This is a genomic window from Microcoleus sp. Aus8_D2, assembly GCF_036702665.1.
Classification (GTDB): Bacteria; Cyanobacteriota; Cyanobacteriia; order Cyanobacteriales; family Microcoleaceae; genus Microcoleus.
Genome location: NZ_JAUBUN010000008.1, coordinates 35,861 through 52,579, shown reverse-complemented (window position 1 = coordinate 52,579; position 16,719 = coordinate 35,861). Strand labels below are relative to the sequence as shown.

Here is a 16,719-nt window from a genome sequence, read left to right as displayed (position 1 = left end):
CCTGTCATCAAAATAGGTTAGGTTCGTAGTGAGGACTTTAGTCCTCAGATTGAGAAAAGGACTAAAGTCCTCACTACAAACCTGTCATCAAAATAGGTTAGGTTCGTAGTGAGGACTTTAGTCCTCAGATTGAGAAAAGGACTAAAGTCCTCACTACGAACCCGCCATCAAAATAGGTTCGTAGTGAGGACTTTAGTCCTCAGATTGAGAAAAGGACTAAAGTCCTCACTACAAACCTGAGAGACATGATACTAATAATTTTTAAATGGTTCTGAGAGTGCTTCGGCAACCGCTTTTAAACTGCTGGAATGCCTCGCCATCATAGCATGGGCGAACACGGACAATTTTACTTCTTTTGCCGCCGATATTTGCGAACTAGAAGCAGGGACGATGATGAAATCCCAATCTGTCCAAATCGAAGTAAAATTCAGCTTTTCCAACAAGGCAGCATCTCGATTTAAATCTTCCAGAAAAGCACTGCCAGGACGCATTTGAACGCAGCCTTTTCCCCAGAGAGTGTAAGCCATCCAAGTACCGCTATGAGGCGAAGATATGGCAATAAAGCGCTGCACTCGGTTCATGCCGCCTAACCTTTGCAGGTAGTAACGAGTTACTAAACCGCCCATACTCAACCCTACTATATCTAAACGCTGTTCTGGAGCGAACTTTTTGTCTATATAGGTTGCCATTTGTTGGGCTAATTCGTCTATGCTGGCGTTCCCCCATTGGGGCGAGAGATCTAGAGTGTAAACTGACCAACCTAAATCTCTGAGGTAGGCAGACATTTTGTGAAAAATTCCTGATTTCCTGAAGATTCCGTGAATTAGCAAGACTGGGTTGCTGCTGAATTTGCTATTCATTTTTAAGTGGGAACTTTATTTTTAATAGGTGCTTTTAGTTCTTCTATTAATGCGTTAATACTTTGGGTTTCTGTTACCATTTGGCGGTGCAACATTACGTTGAGTTTGACTTCTTTGCCTACTGGCATTTGGGAGCTATTTGACGGTAAAATCATGATGTCAAATGGCGTCCATATTGATGTAAAGTTTATGCGTTTGAGCACGGTTACATCTTGATTCAAATCGCGCAGCAAGCCGCTATCGGGGCGCATATCCAGGTATCCTGGTAGGGGTAGGGAATAGGCGGTGAGGGTTCCTTTGTGGGGGGAAGATATGGTGATGAAACGCTGGACTCGGTTAAGGCCTCCGAGTCGCTGGACGTAGTAGCGGCTGACAATGCCGCCCATGCTGTAGCCTACTATGTCGATCGCCTGTTCTGGATCAAAAGTCTCAGAAATGTAGTGTGCGAGTTGCTTGGCTAGAGAGTCGAGGCCGAGGCTACCGTCGTTGGGGGTGAGATTGAGGCTGTGGACACACCATCCGAGTTGGGTGAGGCGGGCGGACATTTGACTGAATATGGTTTTGGTGTCCCAAATTCCGTGTATCAGGATGACGGGATTGCGATCGAGCGAACTGTTCATTTGAAAAGAAAATTGCTTGCTGAGTACAGCATAGATCACTCCCCTAGGGAGTTTGACCCCTAGTGGGACAGATGGTGAATCGGAGCGAGATCTCGCTGGCAAATTGGAAATCCGTCATAAATTCTGAGATAATCGTAAATAAGTGCAAAGTTAAGACTGGCATTACTGAGTAAAAATTACTAGAAGCTCTGCATTTTTCATCAAAAAATGTAAATTTTGATTAAGAAATGTAGACAAAGGTTGCCTTACCTCGTAGTCTGACTTTGTTGACAAACTTGTACAAATTTCTCTAAAAGAACAAAAGGAGTAAGTCTAATGTTTGGTTTTATCAAAAATTTCTTCGGCGGTATTTTCAGCTTTTTCGCCGGACTGTTGGGCTTGAAAAAGTCTGAATATTTCCTAGATTTGGGCGAATCTTCGGCGAAGGAACCGGCAAAGGTTGCGCCTGCCAAGGCTGAGCCTGTTGCAGCCGCACCAGCAAAAGCTGAGCCTGTTAAGTCTGAGAAGTCTGAACCGGCGAAGAAAGCAAAGGAACCAGTCGCTAGCGTTGCTGCTAAGACTTCGGAACCGGCGAAGGTACCTGCTGCAACTAACGGGAAAGTGTCGAGTCAAGCTCAACCGGTTCTGACTTTTGCTCCTAATAATTTAATGCCGACACCAACTGGAAATCGTCGCAGCCCAGGGCCCAGCATGAACAATTTCCGGGAAATGGCTCGTCAGGTGAAAACCAAGTAGAAATTAGGCCATTGGTAATAGGGAATTGGGCATTGAATCATTCCCAATGCTGGGGTTAAAAAATTAAAAATGGGATTTCTCATTTTTGATTTTTAACTCTTTTTTTATTCCCTATTTCTTGGGTGTCTGAGCAACATTATTCGTAGGGTGCGGATACATCGACAATTCCTCGCACAAAAAGCGACAATCGAGCGAGCGACGCACCTTACAGAATCGTTGAAAAGACAACCCTCCGTTTCACTCTCGCCCAACAATTGTTGTGTAACAAGACTTTTGATAAATGGTATAAGGCAATAGGGTTCACTTAACGTTTTTTGTCCGCAGCGAGCGAGCGCGGCAATCGCAGAGACTATGACATTTCTCAGTGAAGTCAGGTGCGCGCTGAGCAATTATCTTCGATCGTGAACCGTATTGTGGTATAAGGTGCGTCGCCATGAGATTGTCTATCTTTTCTTAAGATTTTTGATAGCGACGCACCCTACGAATACTTATTCCTTCTTGATTCTTCTTCTTCTTCCCTATTTCCTTGGTGTCTGAGAAAGGCTAATCCGCTGTATAGTTGGAAAGCAGCGTCCCAAGGAGTTTCGGATTTGCGCTCGACCTCTACATGAGAGTCTATCTTGCTTAACATATGCGTGTAATCGAGGACTGTCTCCGCAAAGGGAGTAAATTCCGACCACACTGTAACGTCAAGCTGTTGGTCAAATATTTCTAGCAAGTGATTCCAGTTTATTCTGGTGGTACTTTGAGGCATTTGTGGGGATTTTTTGACTCTGGATGTTTGGTTTTTTGACTGCGGTGAAGCTACGCTAGTTGCTGAACTTTGAGTGAAGTCAACGCCTTGTTTAAATTCGTAACTCTGGTCGCAAATTCGCAGAATACAGTTTCTGCTGGGAATGTGCAAGTCGCAGATTTGAGCGTAATCTTGGGTGATTTCTTTGTGGCGAAATTGCTCGGTTCTGCGGTTGGGCGAGTAGTCCATGATTTCGATGAACATCGGTAACAAGCCTTCTACTCTTTGGCTGACTTCTGACCAGTTAAATTCTATAGAACCTAGTCGATTTAGGTGATCTTTACAAACAACAGCCGGGGAAGAGAGAGACTGGAAGTGTTGCACTCGGAAGATTTGGATGTTTTGAATGTCGGCTAGGGTTGCCCAAAATACGGGAATTCCGGCTTTAATGAGTTCTTGGCCGTAAATTCTGAGTTCGGCGATGGGGCCTGTTTTGTAGAGTCTCCAGCCGCGGCTTTGGATTTGCATCCGGGTTGTGTAGGCGTCGATTTTGAAGATTCTGCTGATATTTTGTACGGCTGCGGGTTTGTCTTCGGGACTCACGGGTTCGAGGATGAGGAGTCCGGGTTCGAGGCTGCTGGGGTCATTTTTGGCGGTTTCGATGGCTTGTTGGCGCAGGTTTTGTTGTGCGGTTTCAATGCGTTGAATGCCTTGGCGGGCTTGGGAAACGATTTTGGGGTTAGTGATGTCGCGGAGTATTTGTTTGTAGGTTGTTTGGGCTTTGTCGGGGTTGTTGGTGAGTTCGTAGTAACGACCAATGTAGTATTGTACCCAGGGATTTTCGGGTGATTCTTTTTGCAGTTGTTTGATGAGTTGGGCTGCTTGTTTGTAGTCTTGGCTTTCTAGGGCGGTAGCTATTTGGTGGATGTCTGTCATGGCGGTTGCGGGAATGGGTTTGTTTCTATCTTGGCTGATGTTTGGTTGGTTCCGCCAGTGGTTAAGAAGTTTTGCTTTGATGTTTGTGTGTGATTTTTGGCTGTTTGCAAGGATAAGGTTTAGATTTTGTAACCGCAGATGTAGGCGCTTCGCCTGGACGAAGGGTACGCTTCGGAACGCGGATGTGTGCTGAGAAGTGCTATATAATATTTGGGCTGGTGTTTGTTAAAGTTGATTGGAATTAATGCTTAAGGTGTATGAACCTTTGCTGGTGCGATCGAGTCCTTGAACAACTATTTTGTAAGTGCCGCTACTGGGCAGTTTTACGATTATTTGGGATTCTCGGCCATTCGCACGAACAGGTTGGATGTCTGCAATCTTATCGCCGCTGGCAGAGATCAGTGTAATAAAATGGTTGAATGACCTGCTTGTGAGGTCGATGGTCACGGATTGACCTGCACGTCCTTGGAAGCTGTGTTCGCGGTACAAGCTGCCGTTGGGAAGGCTGGGGTCGCCGTCTTTGAGGGTTCCCCGCTGCTGTAGGAGGGACAGGGATGTGAGTTTTGGTCGATCGACATTACTGAAATCTAAGCCATAATTTGTCATGGGTGTATCAAGACCATTTCCTTCTCTAACTGTGATGATGAAAGCAGTTTTGTTTTTGGTATCTCGGACTATTTTATCAATAAAATTGGCTTGTATTTTGGGTTGATTTAAAGCTTTTGGCTGGTTAAAATTTGGTTTAGATATACATAAAATCACGCCTCCATCTTGATAGCGGGCGCTGTAGAATAAGTATTTTTGACCGTTAGTTGTAAATTCGTTATTGAAGAAGATAGTGTATCTTTCAAGTTGGGGTAGTTGTTGGTTGGGGCGGCAATTTTTATTGATGTAGATTTCGTTGGCTGGGGGCTGCGGTTGGGCCAAGACTGTTGGTGTAATCGTGGTTAGGATTGCTGAGATGAGGGTGAGGGTGAGGGTGAAGGGATCTCGATTTTTCATAAACCTGTTTTTGCTAGAGAGTTTTTGCAAGAATTATGGGTATTTTTTTACCGCAGATGAACGCTTCGGAGCGCAGATTTAGACAGATGGATATTGAATGGCTAAGCTAATTGTAATTATGAGGGGCGAGCGACTGTTCATCAATACTTTATTCTAGGTGGGATGGGCAATCATTATACCATTTTGACAAAAGATTGCTACACAATAAATGTTGTGTTTGTTTATAATACCATTGCGAGCGGGTGCGGATCTGTTAAATTGTCGATATGTAGCTAGGGATTGTTGGTGGATCCGCACCCGCTCGATTACTGTTGCATGATGAGAGGAAAAATGGTATTAGTAACAGTTTTCTACGTACCCAACTTCAGGAAGTTTTCCAGCCCTAAAATTTATTACCCGATTAAGGCTAGTCTCAAAAATCATCCGGTAGTTTTTGTCAGCCGCATCTTTCGGTACAAAAGTTAGATATTTTCCATTGCGAGGTGGGTAGCCCAGGTAATGATGTTTAGTTGCTTGAATTTGCCCTGGATATAGTGAGAAAATTCTGTCTTCACTATCGCCAATTTTAGCACCTCTGATTGTAGTAACCCGCTCGGTGTTAATATCTACTCTGGCAAGGCGACGCTTTGTTACCATAAAACTAATTCCTTTTGGCTCTCCTTGTGGCTGAAAATAGGCACAATATTCTTCATTAAGACTAGCATTGCTTTTCACTAATTTAACTCCAGCAGCCTGCGCAGCTTCATCAACTGTCATTCCTACTACGATCTGCCCGATTCCATCAAGTGCTAGTTGCGAGCGCTCTGTCAGTTGCGCTTGGGCATTAACTGATGTTGCCCACAGATAAACAATCACTATTGTACCGATTAATAACGTAAATAATTTGGTGGGAATGTTGGATTTTTGCATATATTTATATGCCTAATTTCTTCCTGTTTTTAAGGCAGGACTTACGCGGAACCTAATTATAATTATACCAAAATGCAAGTCAAGGGCAGGCAAGATGCCTGCCCCACCAGAATTATGGGAGAAGTCTATTAGTTAAGTATCGCACGCATTACCAAGTCTGGACAGGGTGTAGTTTCTATTTTATCTCTTTTCTAAACGACTTTGTAATTCAGCGGTGCGTTGTGTGGTTTTTCTTTCTAAACATTGATTTAGAAAACCGCTATAACCAGTACCGCCTCGATTGATTGAAACTTCAAGATTGCAGTCTCGATCTCGTGACTTAATCCATTGTCGCTGTATTTTGATCAGTGTCGATCGCTCTTGGTGGCTCAATTTAGACATCAGTTGTTTGTAAACCTGGTTGAGTCGTTTGTCCGAGGCCTCGTACCTTAAGCGCAGACACCTGTTAATCTCTATGTTAGTTGTGGCTTTTTCGCAAATATACTGTTGTTGAGCTATCAGAGTTGGTGTTACTTCGATCGCCCCTTTGTACTCTGCAAACACTGGCGAAGACGTAAATCCAACAATGACTAAGCCTGTGACTGCATTAAAAATCGAGATCCCTTTCATAAGTTTTCCTCTGTGTTATAAGTTCTCTGGTTGTTGCAAATCCTCAGCCTTGGTAAACCGCAACAACAATATTCAAAAGCCTGTATATATGTATATATCTCTGTCTTTCAGCCTCTTTCCGCTCTATTTATCGGAAAAATCGAGTTTCTTACAAAACTTTACATAAAGTTGCCAAATCAGGCTGGATACGAATAGCCGAGGTGGGTTGAACTCGATCGCCCTTAAAGCAAATTAAGTTAGTTTCAATACTTTTCCAATTCCGCAGTGCGCGCTTTTGTCATGCGATCCAAACATTCATTGAGGAAACCGGAATGGCCAGTACCGCCACGACTTCTATAGGTTTCAAATTCACAGTTATTGTCCCGCAACTTAATCCACCCTAATTGTGCTTCCACAAGGAGCGATCGCTCTTCGCCGCTCAATTTAGCAGCCAGTTGCTTGTAAACCTCATTCAGCCGTTTGTCCGAGGCTTCATACCTCAACCTAATACAAGATCTGACTTGTGCATCTCCTTGGGGGCGATCGCAATTAATCTGTTGAGCGATCGCAGAGCGCTCAGATTGTGCGAAAACTAATGTTGTAGCTAACATTGTCAAAAGCGCGATCGACAAAAAGAGCGATCGGCTTTTCCTTAAATTTCTTTTCATTGCCCTTAAACACCTATTTTACGAATTCTCTTAACACAAGACTGATTTGATTTAATAAATTTAAAACTTTTTTTTATATTTGGCTGTTCGCCCTGTCGATGGGATTGCTAAAGTATGTTTGATAGCTGCATCTACTCTCGCCATATTTGACCAAATACCAATTTTGCGATCGATTTCAACTTCTAGAAGCGTCACCAGATTGTCTGTCATGATTACGGAATCAGCTAACAATCGTGTTTGCTGGCCTTCCGGTGTTGCTAGGGAAACAAAAACCCGGCTTGGGTGTCCTGCGCGGGCTAAATTGCTAGTAATCATCGCCGTAATAGTTTGTCCTAAGCCAGTCCCCAGATTGTCAGCTTGAACTATCAAAACTGGACGGCGTTTCGCAGTGCGCAAATCAGCATTGGGAAACAGAGCCAGCACTACATCACCTCGCCTATAAAGCATCGTAAGCATCCATTTCGGGTCGTTCCCAATCCTCTGCAAACCTGCTCAACCTTACCCGTAAATCTCCTGCTTGTTGCCGATCGATACCGCGAGATTGCAGCTCTACTAATCCTGATTCTGCCAGAAAAGTAACGATAACTTTCCCTTCTGTTAAGTCACCAGGAGTTTCCAATAACACAACTTGACCGTCTCGATATATACCCTTTACTGATTTTAACATTTTAGTTTTATTCCTAATGACTCATTGACATTTTAGCTTCCTTTACAATATCTAGCACTTCAGGGAAATATTTTTTGGGATGGGTACTTTTCAAAAGCGGCTCCTACCAAGGATAAAGCCACCATCGGTGCTGTTACCGCCCTCAAGATTCTCCTACCCAAAGAAACAGGTTCAAAACCAAACTCGATCGCCCTTTCCACTTCTCCATCAGTCCAGCCGCCCTCCGGGCCAACCGCGATCGCGATCGATAATTCTGCCCCAGCCGGGGGCACGCACGCACCATCCACCGCCCCTACAAAATGGGGTTCTAATTCTTGCTCCCCCCGAAGCCCGGGGGGTTGGGGGGGTTCTAAACCAGCTATTACAGTCGATAATTCATCCGGTTCTTTCTCCCCCCGAAGCCCGGGGGGCTGGGGGGGTTCTAAACCAGCTATTACAGTCGATAATTCATCCGGTTCTTGCTCCCCCCGAAGCCCGGGGGGCTGGGGGGGTTCTAAACCAGCCAAACAATCCCACAAATGCTGATTATTCCCGCGAGCAGCACAAATAAATCGATATTTCTGACGGCAATCTTTGACAGCAAAATCAAAGGAAACTGGCTCATAAACCGTCGGCACAATTTGACGTTCCGACTGTTCCGCAGCTTCCGCAGCAATTCTTCTCCAGCGATCGACTTTTTGAGGACTCGGTTTGAGCAAAGTGCGATCGCTCGTCACTGGCACAATACTAGCCACTCCCAACTCCGTCGCCTGCCGGACAACCTCATCAAAGCCGTTTCCCTTGGGCAAAGCGGCGATCAAAGTCACTGTGGCCGGGAGCTCCCTGTTAACCGCAATCTCCTCTGTTATCGACGCAAATAACCCGGTTTCCTGGGCTTCTAGAATTGCTGACCACCAATGTCCTCGGCCGTCCATTGCTATAAATCGATCGCCCGCTTGCAAGCGCAACACCCGATTTAAATAATGCTGTTGTTCGGCAGTTAAGTTGATGGTGCGATCGTAAATTTGAGCCGGATTTACTGCTAATCTTTGTAATTGAGGCATTGAATTTTAGATTGCTCGTTTTCTATTAGATTTCTTTTATTTAACCGCAGAGAACGCAGAGAACGCAGAGGAAGAGAGACTCAGAGGAGATGGGCAGGTATGGTTTGAACCGCTCAGAAATCATAAAGGCAAAGCATTTACAAGCGGAATTATTTGACAAATCCAAGCTTTTTTCTGCAAATGCTTTGCCCTTATATTAATTTTGTGTGAACTCTATCTAATGCGATCGAAAATTGACAATCGAAAATCGGCTTATGCTTCCTCCTTAATCTTCTTCAAATAAGTGGAAATTGCCTCTGTAGCTAGCTGCGTGATTGGCTTGCCCTGACGGGCTGCTTCTTCCTTGAGCTCGTTGTAGATTTCATCGCGGACGCTAATTCGACGGCGGACTTTACCACCGCCAGCAGTGGCAGTCTCGTTCTCATCGCCGTTACTAGACGTAACATCTAAATCATTAATCTCAGTTGTCATCGAGTCAGCAGATTGGTGATTGGTTACAAATTGACGGATAGATTCTAACCCAACGCGATCGCAAAAATCGCCAAAACTCTCGCTCGTTTGCCGTTTTTGCTTGAAATAAACAAAAATTGGCTCCAGAAAAGCTTCAAAATTATTGACGTGCAGCTTTTCCTCAATTGGTTTAGCCAGCCGCGTCTGCGAGGGAGAACCGCCCAGCCAAATCTGGTAGGATTCCGGGGAACTCCCGACAAATCCCAATTCTGCCATATAAGGGCGAGCGCATCCATTGGGGCAACCAGTCATCCGCACCACAAAATGCTCGTCTTCTAAACCAACTTTGGTCAAAAGCGCCCGAATCCGCTCTAAAATGCTGGGAATCACGCGCTCGGATTCGGTAATTGCCAGTCCGCACGTCGGCATTGCCGGACACGCCATTGCATAGCGTACCAAAGGATCGATCGCAGTTTCCGCTTGAATGCCGCTGCGATCGAGTATTCCCTGAATTTCTGATTTGATATCCGGCGAAATATCGTAAATCGTGACGTTTTGGTGCGGTGTCACCAGCAGGGGCAAATTGTACTTCTGCACGATTTCCCGCAAAGCCGTTTTTAGCTGAAACGAGCCTTCATCCTTAATCCGACCGTTTTCTACGGAAATGCCGACAAACAGCTTGCCGTCGCCTTGTTCGTGCCAGCCCAAGAAATCAAAATACTTCCACTCAGGCAGCGGTTTAAACGCTTCTAGCGGTTTGCCAAAATATTCGGCTACTTTTTCTTGGAACCACTTGACGCCTTTGTCGTTAATCAGGTACTTGAGTCGGGCGTGTCGTCTGTCTGTGCGATCGCCAAAATCTCTTTGCGTTGCTACAATTGCCTTGACCAAATTGTAAACATCATCTTTGGCAACATAGCAAATCTCGTCCGCAACCCGAGCAAAAGTTTCTTCTTTATTGTGAGTGCGGCCCAAACCGCCGCCGGCAAACACGTCAAAACCTTGCAACTCGCCAGCTTCATTGGTAATTACCACCAAGCTCAAATCCTGAGAGTACAAGTCTATTGAATTGTCTCCCGGTACAGTAACGGAACACTTGAACTTGCGCGGCATATAATGCTCGCCGTAAATCGGCTCTTCCTTGTCGTCGCTAAAGATTGTGCCGTTACCGTTTGACTGTCTGGCGGCCTTGACTGCGGGATCTTCCTCAGCACTAACAGCCTTTTCCCCATCCAACCAGATTTCGTAATAAGCACCGGTTTGCGGTGTCAGCAAATCGGCGACATTGTTGGCGTATTTCAGAGCATACTGATATTCTGGGCGATTTTTGTATGGTGCTGGCGGTGCCATGACGTTGCGGTTCAAGTCGCCGCAAGCTCCCAAGGTTGACCCCATATTTTTAATAATTGAGGAAAACACTGCTTTAAGATTTTTTTTCAGCACGCCGTGAATTTGGAAACCTTGGCGGGTTGTGACGCGCAGCGTGTGGTTGCCGTATTCTTCTGATAGCTTATCTAACGCCAAGAATAGCTCGGGTGGAACTAACCCGCCGGGATTGCGGGTGCGGAGCATGAACTGATAGTCTTTTTCTTGTCCTTTAACTCGATTGTCGCGGTTGTCTTGCTGGTACGAGCCGTGAAATTTGAGAATCTGAATCCCGTCTTCGGTGAAGTGGGTTGTTTCTTGTAACAGTTCAGTCGCAACGGGTTCTCGTAAATAGTTGCTGCGTTCTTTGAGACCTTCTGATTTAGAGGGCTTGCGCGCCGCAGGGGTTGAAGTGGTAGATGTAATCATGGGAATGTGTAGTGCCAGTTATAATTAGATAAAGGTCGATCGAATATTTCTTGACAATTGGACAGTTGACAAATTTGCACTTGACAAATCTCCTCAGAAATGCTGTGGCGGATCAGTTGACAACCCGGTTAAAAACTAAGTTAATAACGGTAATCCGGTAGGAATTCTGATGTTGTTCTATCTTAACACGATCGAGCCGGAGCCCCAAAAATTGTAATTAAGAGTTTATACTTTGGCTAGCTTAACTGCTGGAAACTTTAGAAATAATTAACCTCAACCTTTAAAACTATGTCACTGTATGACGAAGACACCTTTGTGGTATTAGAAACAAACCAGCCGGAGCAGTTTTTGACGGCGGTGGAACTATTAGAAAAGCTGACAGCGGTTTTAGCCGGAGAACACGAAGATTTGCCGCAGGATGTGCTCAAATTCTCTTCTGTGGAAGAACAAGCTAGGTATTTAATTGATACTTATTGTGAATTAGATGTCGGGCCGGGAAAATTTTTGCAGTGGTACGCAGTGCGTTTAGAAAAATAATTTTGGGAATTGGGAATTGGGAATGGGGCATGGGGCATGGGGCATGGGGAATTGGGAATTGGGCATGGGGCATAGGGCATAGGGCATCGGGCATGGGGCATTGAGAATTGAGAATTGGTTATTAAAACAAATAACAAGTAATAAGTAATAAGTAATAAGTGACAAGTAATAAGTAATAAGTAACAAGTAACAAATAACAAGTAACAAATAACTTAGGCCCCATGCCCTATCCCCAATTCTCAATTCTCAATGCCCCATGCCCGATGCCCTATGCCCCATGCCCCATGCCCTATCCCCAATTCTCAATTCTCAATGCCCCATGCCCGATGCCCTATGCCCCATGCCCCATGCCCGATGCCCGATGCCCCATGCCCTATGCCCCACGCCCTATGCCCCATGCCCCATGCCCAATTCCCCATGCCCAATTCCCCATGCCCAAGAATTAATCTTCTAATTGTTGAACCGATGATACTTCAACTGCGGTAACATCGATCGTACCGGGCGGCGTCAAGCGGCTAAAATGACCTTCCTCTATTTTCAGAGGTTCGCCGCAGTTGGCACACTGAAACTGAGTTTGATTTAAAGCTGTGAATTCGTATTGACAAACAGGACACTTGTCCTCAATTAAATTGCGTTTCAACCACCACTGAAGCACGAAAAATCCTACCACAGGTGTCAGCAGCAACAAACCTACTACAATCAACAATGATTTAACTACCCAACCCAAACCAATTGACACCAACACGCAGGCGATGCCCAGCAATATCAGCCAATTGCTAATACGGGGTAGGTTTAAAGAGATTTTGGGGGTGCCTTGGTTCACGGTGGTCTCCTTTGGTGTCTTTGCTGGTAGGCATAACTCTATCCTACTCAGAAATTCAGGCGGTCGATCGAGTTAATCTTCCCATTGTACACCCTGAAACCGCTCTCTAGGTTATGAGTTAATCAGTGTCTGATGGTTGAAAAATCCCTTGTAAGGATTGACAAAGCGGTTGAAAACTAAATTTTGCGAGGGTTTGTTCCCTCAACCACGGCCGATCGCACTTTTTATCTTTTCCTTGAAGCATTTCCACACAAGCAACCGCTACTGCTGCCGGATCTCGGTGAGGAACTCTCCATCCCAGTTTACCATCTTGCAGCGGATCTGCTGACCCGTCCGCGTCCCCGGCGAGCACTGGTATTCCGCAAGCTAAAGCTTCCAAATACACTATACCGAAGCCTTCCTGGGAGGGCATTACATAAGCATCGGCTAACTGATAATGTGCTGCTAAGTCTTCTGTCGGTACAAAACCCGCAAAGATTACTCTTTCGGAAACTCCCAAATTAAGGGCGAGTTTTGCTAATCTAGGGCGATCGTCCCCGCGTCCAATTACTAAGTATTTCACATTGGGAAAACTTTTGGCAATTTCCGGCAAAGCTTGAATTGTGACATCGACGCCTTTGTAACTATCGGTCGATCGCAATCTGGCTACAGTCATCAATATTTTAGCACCAACCAGATCGTACTTTTCTAATAAATGCAGCGGTTTGGGGCCGATAGTAAATATTTTTTCATTGACAGTACAAGGTACTATTTGGAATTTGTCGGGATTTAAGTTGTTGAGTTCGCAAGTACGCTCGCGCGTGTACCTGCTAATCGTCCAAATGCGATCGGCTTGTCTCATTGCTATTTGATCTTTTAGCGGAAGTGTTTCCCAAACTTCCTTGCCGTAAGTTAAAATCGTGTAGGGAATTCCCAACGCCTGGCATAATGTTTTAATGAGCGGTGCGAGTTTGATGTGACCGCAGAAAACCCGTTGCGGTCGTTTTTGTAGCAAGCTGGTTAGCAATTTGGCGGCAAACTTCAGACGGCCAAGCCAAGCGGGATCAGTTTTTAGGTAAGAGAATTTGAGATTTTTGGACTCGAAGGGATTGTGACAATCTGGAGAATCTCGCAACAGCAAAACTTCTGCTTGTGGCGGAAAGTTGTTTGCTGCGGTTAGTGACAGGTAAGCTTTCAGGATGTCTTGGGCGTAGGATTGGATGCCGCCTTCGCTGGAAAATATTTCGAGGAAACAGAATAAGCAAGAAGACTGGGCGGTTGAAACCAGGTCTATACAAACACAACCCGCCGACGCGGGTTGAATACCAGAAGTCGTAGGGTGCGTCGCCATGAAAAATCCCTAGCTAAATATCGACAATCTTACAGCGACGCACCTTGCAAACAAGGCCAGTGCAAAAAACCCCGTCTCGGCTTTCATGTCGCCCTAAAACAAAAAGCCCCTCACCATCGCTGGTTAGGGGAGAAAATTATCAGGGTGCATCTACTAATGTGCTTAGTATAGCATCCTTTTGTGGGGTGTCACCCATCATGGGTGACACCAACGCAGTTTGTTCGATGAGAATAAATTATCTTTGAGGTGCTAAATGATTGCCAAAGCTTGTATGTCCGATCGCATTGTCGCTGTTAACCTAAGATAGGACAGACGCAAAAATCCTCAGAAAGCCTGTAGATTGGTAGATTTATGCTCGCCAAAGCCGATATTTTTCCAGAAATCGGGTTGGCGATCGGCAAGTCCTATATTATTTAAAATAAATCCGTGCTAGACCTCAAATTAATCCGAGAAAATCCGCAAGCCGTACAAGAGTGCCTCAACACTCGCGGAGGCAACTACGAAATCGAGCCGATCGTACAATTAGACAAACAGCAGCGGGAACTCGAAGGTAAGCGATCGCAACTGCAAGCCCGCAGCAACGAAATAGCCAAACTCATCGGGCAAAAAAGAAAATCGGGTTTACCCCTCGAATCTCCCGAAATTCAAACTTTGCAAGCAGAAGGTAACGAAGTCGGCACCCAGTCGAACGAATTGCAAGCACAGGAAAAAGACTTAAAATCTCAAATAGAAGCTCTATTGTTACCATTGCCGAACTTACCCGGTAAGTCAACTCCGTTGGGTAAAAATGAAGATGAAAATATCGAAATTCGCCGCTGGGGTGACGAATACATCCCCCAAAATCCCAAGATTTTGCCACACTGGGAAATCGGCGAAAAGTTAGGAATTCTCAACTTTGAACGGGCAGTAAAAATTGCTAGTCCCCGCTTTGTCACGTTAGTTGGAGCGGGTGCAGCCCTGGAAAGAGCGATTATTCAATTTATGCTCGACCGCCATACAAAAGCTGGTTATATAGAAGTAATTCCCCCACTTTTAGTTAACACCGAATCCCTCACTGCAACAGGTCAACTTCCCAAATTTGCGGAAGAAAGTTTTAAGTGCGATCAAGATGATTTATGGTTGATTCCTACTTCGGAAGTTCCGGTTGTCAATTTGTACCGAGGTGAAATATTGACAGCAGAACAGTTACCAATTTATCACTGTTCTTTCACTCCTTGTTTTCGCCGGGAAGCGGGAAGTTACGGCAAAGATACGCGAGGATTGATTCGGTTGCACCAATTTAATAAGGTGGAATTGGTGAAACTGGTGCATCCGAGTACGTCGGAAGCCGAACACGAAAAGCTCGTGCAGGATGCTGAGGGTGTTTTGCAGGCGCTGAAATTGCCTTATCGGGCGATCGAGCTTTGTACCGGCGACTTAGGTTTCGCCGCGGCAAAAACCTACGATTTAGAGGTGTGGCTGCCTTCTGCGGGCAAATACCGCGAGATTTCGAGTTGTTCCAATGTCGCAGATTTTCAAGCGCGGCGGGCGAATATTCGGTTTAAAGAAGCGGGTAAAAAAGGTACTCAATTCGTGCACGCCCTCAACGGTTCCGGTTTGGCTGTGGGGCGGACAATGGCCGCTATTTTGGAGAATTACCAGCAGCCGGATGGGACGGTAAAAGTGCCGGAAGTTCTCCAATCTTATCTCGGTCGCGAGGTTTTGTAAACCTTGTTCGTAGTGAGGACTTCAGTCCTACTCTTAGAAAGAATTAGGACTAAAGTCCTTACTACAAACCAGGTTCGTAGTGAGGACTTCAGTCCGCCTCTTAGAAAGAATTAGGACTAAAGTCCTGACTGCGAACCTGGGAAAATTAGGACTAAAGTCCTTACTACGAACAGGGATTGAATATTACTTACAAATTTTTTAGCGCTTCCTTAATATCCAGCGCCAAAAATCTATCCAACGCTAAATACATCCAATAAAGAGATAACTGAGCGTCACTGTTAGTCTTTTGAAACCCCAAAGCCAAGCTCATTTTTTCGTATATCGGGTGAATCATTAGCATATGCACGTCGCAAAGATTGGGAAAATCTTTTTTCATTTCAACTAAAACTTGCTGTATGTGTTCCACGAAAAAAACGCGGTATTCTTCTAAATATTGCGGGTCGATTGTCCAACTGCGGACAAATACTGACTGGCAATTTTCATCTCCCGGAAGTGCCATCGTAAAAGGATCGATCTCAGCAGAAACAGAAGTTAAGTGCAGGCTTTTACTAGGTGCGTTAAAAAAATTAACTTCCGATTCGGCTGCGGTGGGATAAAGTAAGTAAAAGCCGACAGGATTATGGTTGTCGCAGCGGCGCAAAACTCCCATTCCTTTTGAATATTTGCCGGCCAAAACCCGGAGAAATTTAGCAATTTGGTAGGGAACTGCGTTCGTGCTCCGGTTCATCCAGTTGTAATAGGTTGCTAATAAATTTGCTACGGGAATTGCATCGCACCGAGGATTAAAATGATCTAATTTGAGTTGAACCGGATTTTCGGGCTTCGGGGTATCTAAAATTTCTGGGATGGGTTGAATTTCAATTGCTGTAGCGTTACCGTCAAAGTGTTTTGCGATCAATCCGAGTGCTTCTAGTTTATCTAACATCATGCCGGCGGCGCGATCGCTCCCGCGATCGGAATCCGAGTAAAATAGTTCTGCTGCTTCCCGGTGGGTGCACTGCACTTCTGTTGCTAGCAAGTCCAGTTTCGCCAGCGGCGGTTTGACGCGGGGCTGGTTTTCCTGAAGCTGTTTCACTGATAAGTAAATCCAAAGCCTGACAAAGCATTCAGCCCTAGTGCGAGTGACGCCTACTCGTTTCATCAACAGCGAAACAGCGGCGCGGCGTTGAGATTGAGAATACCAATCATCTAGTTTTGCAATATCCATTTCAGTCGGGAAGCAGCGAAGGAACTCTAGTTATATATTTTGGCTTAATTTTCCCAAAAACTTCACCCTGCTTCAGGTTACTTGTTGCCGCTGTTGCTGAACTTGTCTAA

17 protein-coding genes are annotated in these 16,719 nt (G+C 45.3%); 3 read left to right on the top strand and 14 right to left on the bottom strand.

Annotated elements, in window-relative coordinates; genetic code table 11:
- Positions 1-251 precede the first annotated feature (251 nt).
- Both QUB64_RS08640 and QUB64_RS08635 read right to left on the bottom strand, forming a co-directional pair.
- On the bottom strand, positions 252-860 hold the full coding sequence (locus QUB64_RS08640; protein ID WP_333268391.1) for an esterase/lipase family protein: 609 nt from the start codon (positions 858-860) through the stop codon (positions 252-254).
- A gap of 2 nt (positions 861-862) precedes the next feature.
- Positions 863-1,480 (bottom strand): esterase/lipase family protein, encoded by a 618-nt coding sequence (locus QUB64_RS08635; protein ID WP_333268389.1) that lies wholly within the window; start codon positions 1,478-1,480, stop codon positions 863-865.
- A gap of 315 nt (positions 1,481-1,795) precedes the next feature.
- Here QUB64_RS08635 and QUB64_RS08630 point away from each other — a divergent pair, with 315 nt between their 5' ends.
- The gene (locus QUB64_RS08630; RefSeq protein WP_333268387.1) at positions 1,796-2,215 is read left to right on the top strand and encodes a hypothetical protein; all 420 of its coding nucleotides are present in this window, start codon (positions 1,796-1,798) and stop codon (positions 2,213-2,215) included.
- A gap of 478 nt (positions 2,216-2,693) precedes the next feature.
- Here QUB64_RS08630 and QUB64_RS08625 read toward each other — a convergent pair whose 3' ends face one another.
- The 9 genes from QUB64_RS08625 to sir form a co-directional block, all read right to left on the bottom strand.
- On the bottom strand, positions 2,694-3,884 hold the full coding sequence (locus tag QUB64_RS08625) for a tetratricopeptide repeat protein (protein ID WP_333268385.1): 1,191 nt from the start codon (positions 3,882-3,884) through the stop codon (positions 2,694-2,696).
- A 225-nt stretch (positions 3,885-4,109) separates the two neighbouring features.
- Positions 4,110-4,886 (bottom strand): PPC domain-containing protein, encoded by a 777-nt coding sequence (locus QUB64_RS08620; RefSeq protein WP_333268383.1) that lies wholly within the window; start codon positions 4,884-4,886, stop codon positions 4,110-4,112.
- Positions 4,887-5,222: 336 nt separating this feature from the next.
- Positions 5,223-5,795, bottom strand: a complete 573-nt coding sequence (locus tag QUB64_RS08615) for a hypothetical protein (protein WP_333268381.1) — start codon at positions 5,793-5,795, stop codon at positions 5,223-5,225.
- 180 nt (positions 5,796-5,975) lie between these two features.
- Complete coding sequence (locus QUB64_RS08610; protein WP_333268379.1) at positions 5,976-6,404, bottom strand: lysozyme inhibitor LprI family protein; 429 nt, start codon at positions 6,402-6,404, stop codon at positions 5,976-5,978.
- A gap of 242 nt (positions 6,405-6,646) precedes the next feature.
- Positions 6,647-7,051 carry a lysozyme inhibitor LprI family protein gene (locus tag QUB64_RS08605; protein WP_333268377.1) on the bottom strand — a complete coding sequence of 135 codons (405 nt, stop codon included), beginning with the start codon at positions 7,049-7,051 and terminating at the stop codon, positions 6,647-6,649.
- Positions 7,052-7,111: 60 nt separating this feature from the next.
- Positions 7,112-7,498: a type II toxin-antitoxin system PemK/MazF family toxin gene (locus tag QUB64_RS08600; protein WP_333325305.1), complete on the bottom strand. Its 387-nt coding sequence runs from the start codon at positions 7,496-7,498 to the stop codon at positions 7,112-7,114.
- On the bottom strand, positions 7,488-7,718 hold the full coding sequence (locus QUB64_RS08595; protein WP_333268372.1) for a hypothetical protein: 231 nt from the start codon (positions 7,716-7,718) through the stop codon (positions 7,488-7,490). Before QUB64_RS08595 ends, QUB64_RS08600 begins: the two co-directional genes overlap by 11 nt.
- Before the next feature lie 59 nt (positions 7,719-7,777).
- The gene (locus QUB64_RS08590) at positions 7,778-8,761 is read right to left on the bottom strand and encodes an RsmE family RNA methyltransferase (protein ID WP_333268370.1); all 984 of its coding nucleotides are present in this window, start codon (positions 8,759-8,761) and stop codon (positions 7,778-7,780) included.
- A 252-nt stretch (positions 8,762-9,013) separates the two neighbouring features.
- Positions 9,014-11,005, bottom strand: a complete 1,992-nt coding sequence (gene sir / locus QUB64_RS08585; protein ID WP_333268368.1) for a sulfite reductase, ferredoxin dependent — start codon at positions 11,003-11,005, stop codon at positions 9,014-9,016.
- A gap of 288 nt (positions 11,006-11,293) precedes the next feature.
- On the opposite strand from sir, the gene QUB64_RS08580 reads away from it, so the two are divergent.
- Positions 11,294-11,542: a chlororespiratory reduction protein 7 gene (locus tag QUB64_RS08580; RefSeq protein WP_333268366.1), complete on the top strand. Its 249-nt coding sequence runs from the start codon at positions 11,294-11,296 to the stop codon at positions 11,540-11,542.
- A 442-nt stretch (positions 11,543-11,984) separates the two neighbouring features.
- On the opposite strand, the gene QUB64_RS08575 is transcribed toward QUB64_RS08580, so the two are convergent.
- A complete protein-coding gene (locus tag QUB64_RS08575; RefSeq protein ID WP_333268363.1) occupies positions 11,985-12,365 on the bottom strand; it encodes a hypothetical protein in 381 nt (126 codons plus the stop codon).
- Positions 12,366-12,483: 118 nt separating this feature from the next.
- Complete coding sequence (locus QUB64_RS08570) at positions 12,484-13,695, bottom strand: glycosyltransferase family 4 protein (RefSeq protein ID WP_333268361.1); 1,212 nt, start codon at positions 13,693-13,695, stop codon at positions 12,484-12,486.
- Between the two features lie 426 nt (positions 13,696-14,121).
- On the opposite strand from QUB64_RS08570, the gene serS reads away from it, so the two are divergent.
- A complete protein-coding gene (gene serS, locus QUB64_RS08565) occupies positions 14,122-15,402 on the top strand; it encodes a serine--tRNA ligase (protein ID WP_333268359.1) in 1,281 nt (426 codons plus the stop codon).
- 187 nt (positions 15,403-15,589) lie between these two features.
- On the opposite strand, the gene QUB64_RS08560 is transcribed toward serS, so the two are convergent.
- Positions 15,590-16,609 carry a hypothetical protein gene (locus tag QUB64_RS08560; RefSeq protein ID WP_333268357.1) on the bottom strand — a complete coding sequence of 340 codons (1,020 nt, stop codon included), beginning with the start codon at positions 16,607-16,609 and terminating at the stop codon, positions 15,590-15,592.
- Between the last annotated feature and the right edge of the window lie 110 nt (positions 16,610-16,719).

Excerpts from the sequence above, each read along its gene's own strand:
- QUB64_RS08610 (WP_333268379.1), bottom strand. The coding sequence starts at position 6,404 with ATGAAAGGGATCTCGATTTTTAATGCAGTCACAGGCTTAGTCATTGTT.
- QUB64_RS08620 (WP_333268383.1), bottom strand. The coding sequence starts at position 4,886 with ATGAAAAATCGAGATCCCTTCACCCTCACCCTCACCCTCATCTCAGCA.
- QUB64_RS08600 (WP_333325305.1), bottom strand. The coding sequence starts at position 7,498 with ATGCTTTATAGGCGAGGTGATGTAGTGCTGGCTCTGTTTCCCAATGCT.
- sir (WP_333268368.1), bottom strand. The coding sequence starts at position 11,005 with ATGATTACATCTACCACTTCAACCCCTGCGGCGCGCAAGCCCTCTAAA.
- QUB64_RS08595 (WP_333268372.1), bottom strand. The coding sequence starts at position 7,718 with ATGTTAAAATCAGTAAAGGGTATATATCGAGACGGTCAAGTTGTGTTA.
- QUB64_RS08625 (WP_333268385.1), bottom strand. The coding sequence starts at position 3,884 with ATGACAGACATCCACCAAATAGCTACCGCCCTAGAAAGCCAAGACTAC.
- QUB64_RS08630 (WP_333268387.1), top strand. The coding sequence starts at position 1,796 with ATGTTTGGTTTTATCAAAAATTTCTTCGGCGGTATTTTCAGCTTTTTC.
- QUB64_RS08640 (WP_333268391.1), bottom strand. The coding sequence starts at position 860 with ATGAATAGCAAATTCAGCAGCAACCCAGTCTTGCTAATTCACGGAATC.
- QUB64_RS08580 (WP_333268366.1), top strand. The coding sequence starts at position 11,294 with ATGTCACTGTATGACGAAGACACCTTTGTGGTATTAGAAACAAACCAG.
- QUB64_RS08605 (WP_333268377.1), bottom strand. The coding sequence starts at position 7,051 with ATGAAAAGAAATTTAAGGAAAAGCCGATCGCTCTTTTTGTCGATCGCG.
- QUB64_RS08635 (WP_333268389.1), bottom strand. The coding sequence starts at position 1,480 with ATGAACAGTTCGCTCGATCGCAATCCCGTCATCCTGATACACGGAATT.
- QUB64_RS08615 (WP_333268381.1), bottom strand. The coding sequence starts at position 5,795 with ATGCAAAAATCCAACATTCCCACCAAATTATTTACGTTATTAATCGGT.
- QUB64_RS08570 (WP_333268361.1), bottom strand. The coding sequence starts at position 13,695 with ATGGCGACGCACCCTACGACTTCTGGTATTCAACCCGCGTCGGCGGGT.
- QUB64_RS08560 (WP_333268357.1), bottom strand. The coding sequence starts at position 16,609 with ATGGATATTGCAAAACTAGATGATTGGTATTCTCAATCTCAACGCCGC.
- QUB64_RS08590 (WP_333268370.1), bottom strand. The coding sequence starts at position 8,761 with ATGCCTCAATTACAAAGATTAGCAGTAAATCCGGCTCAAATTTACGAT.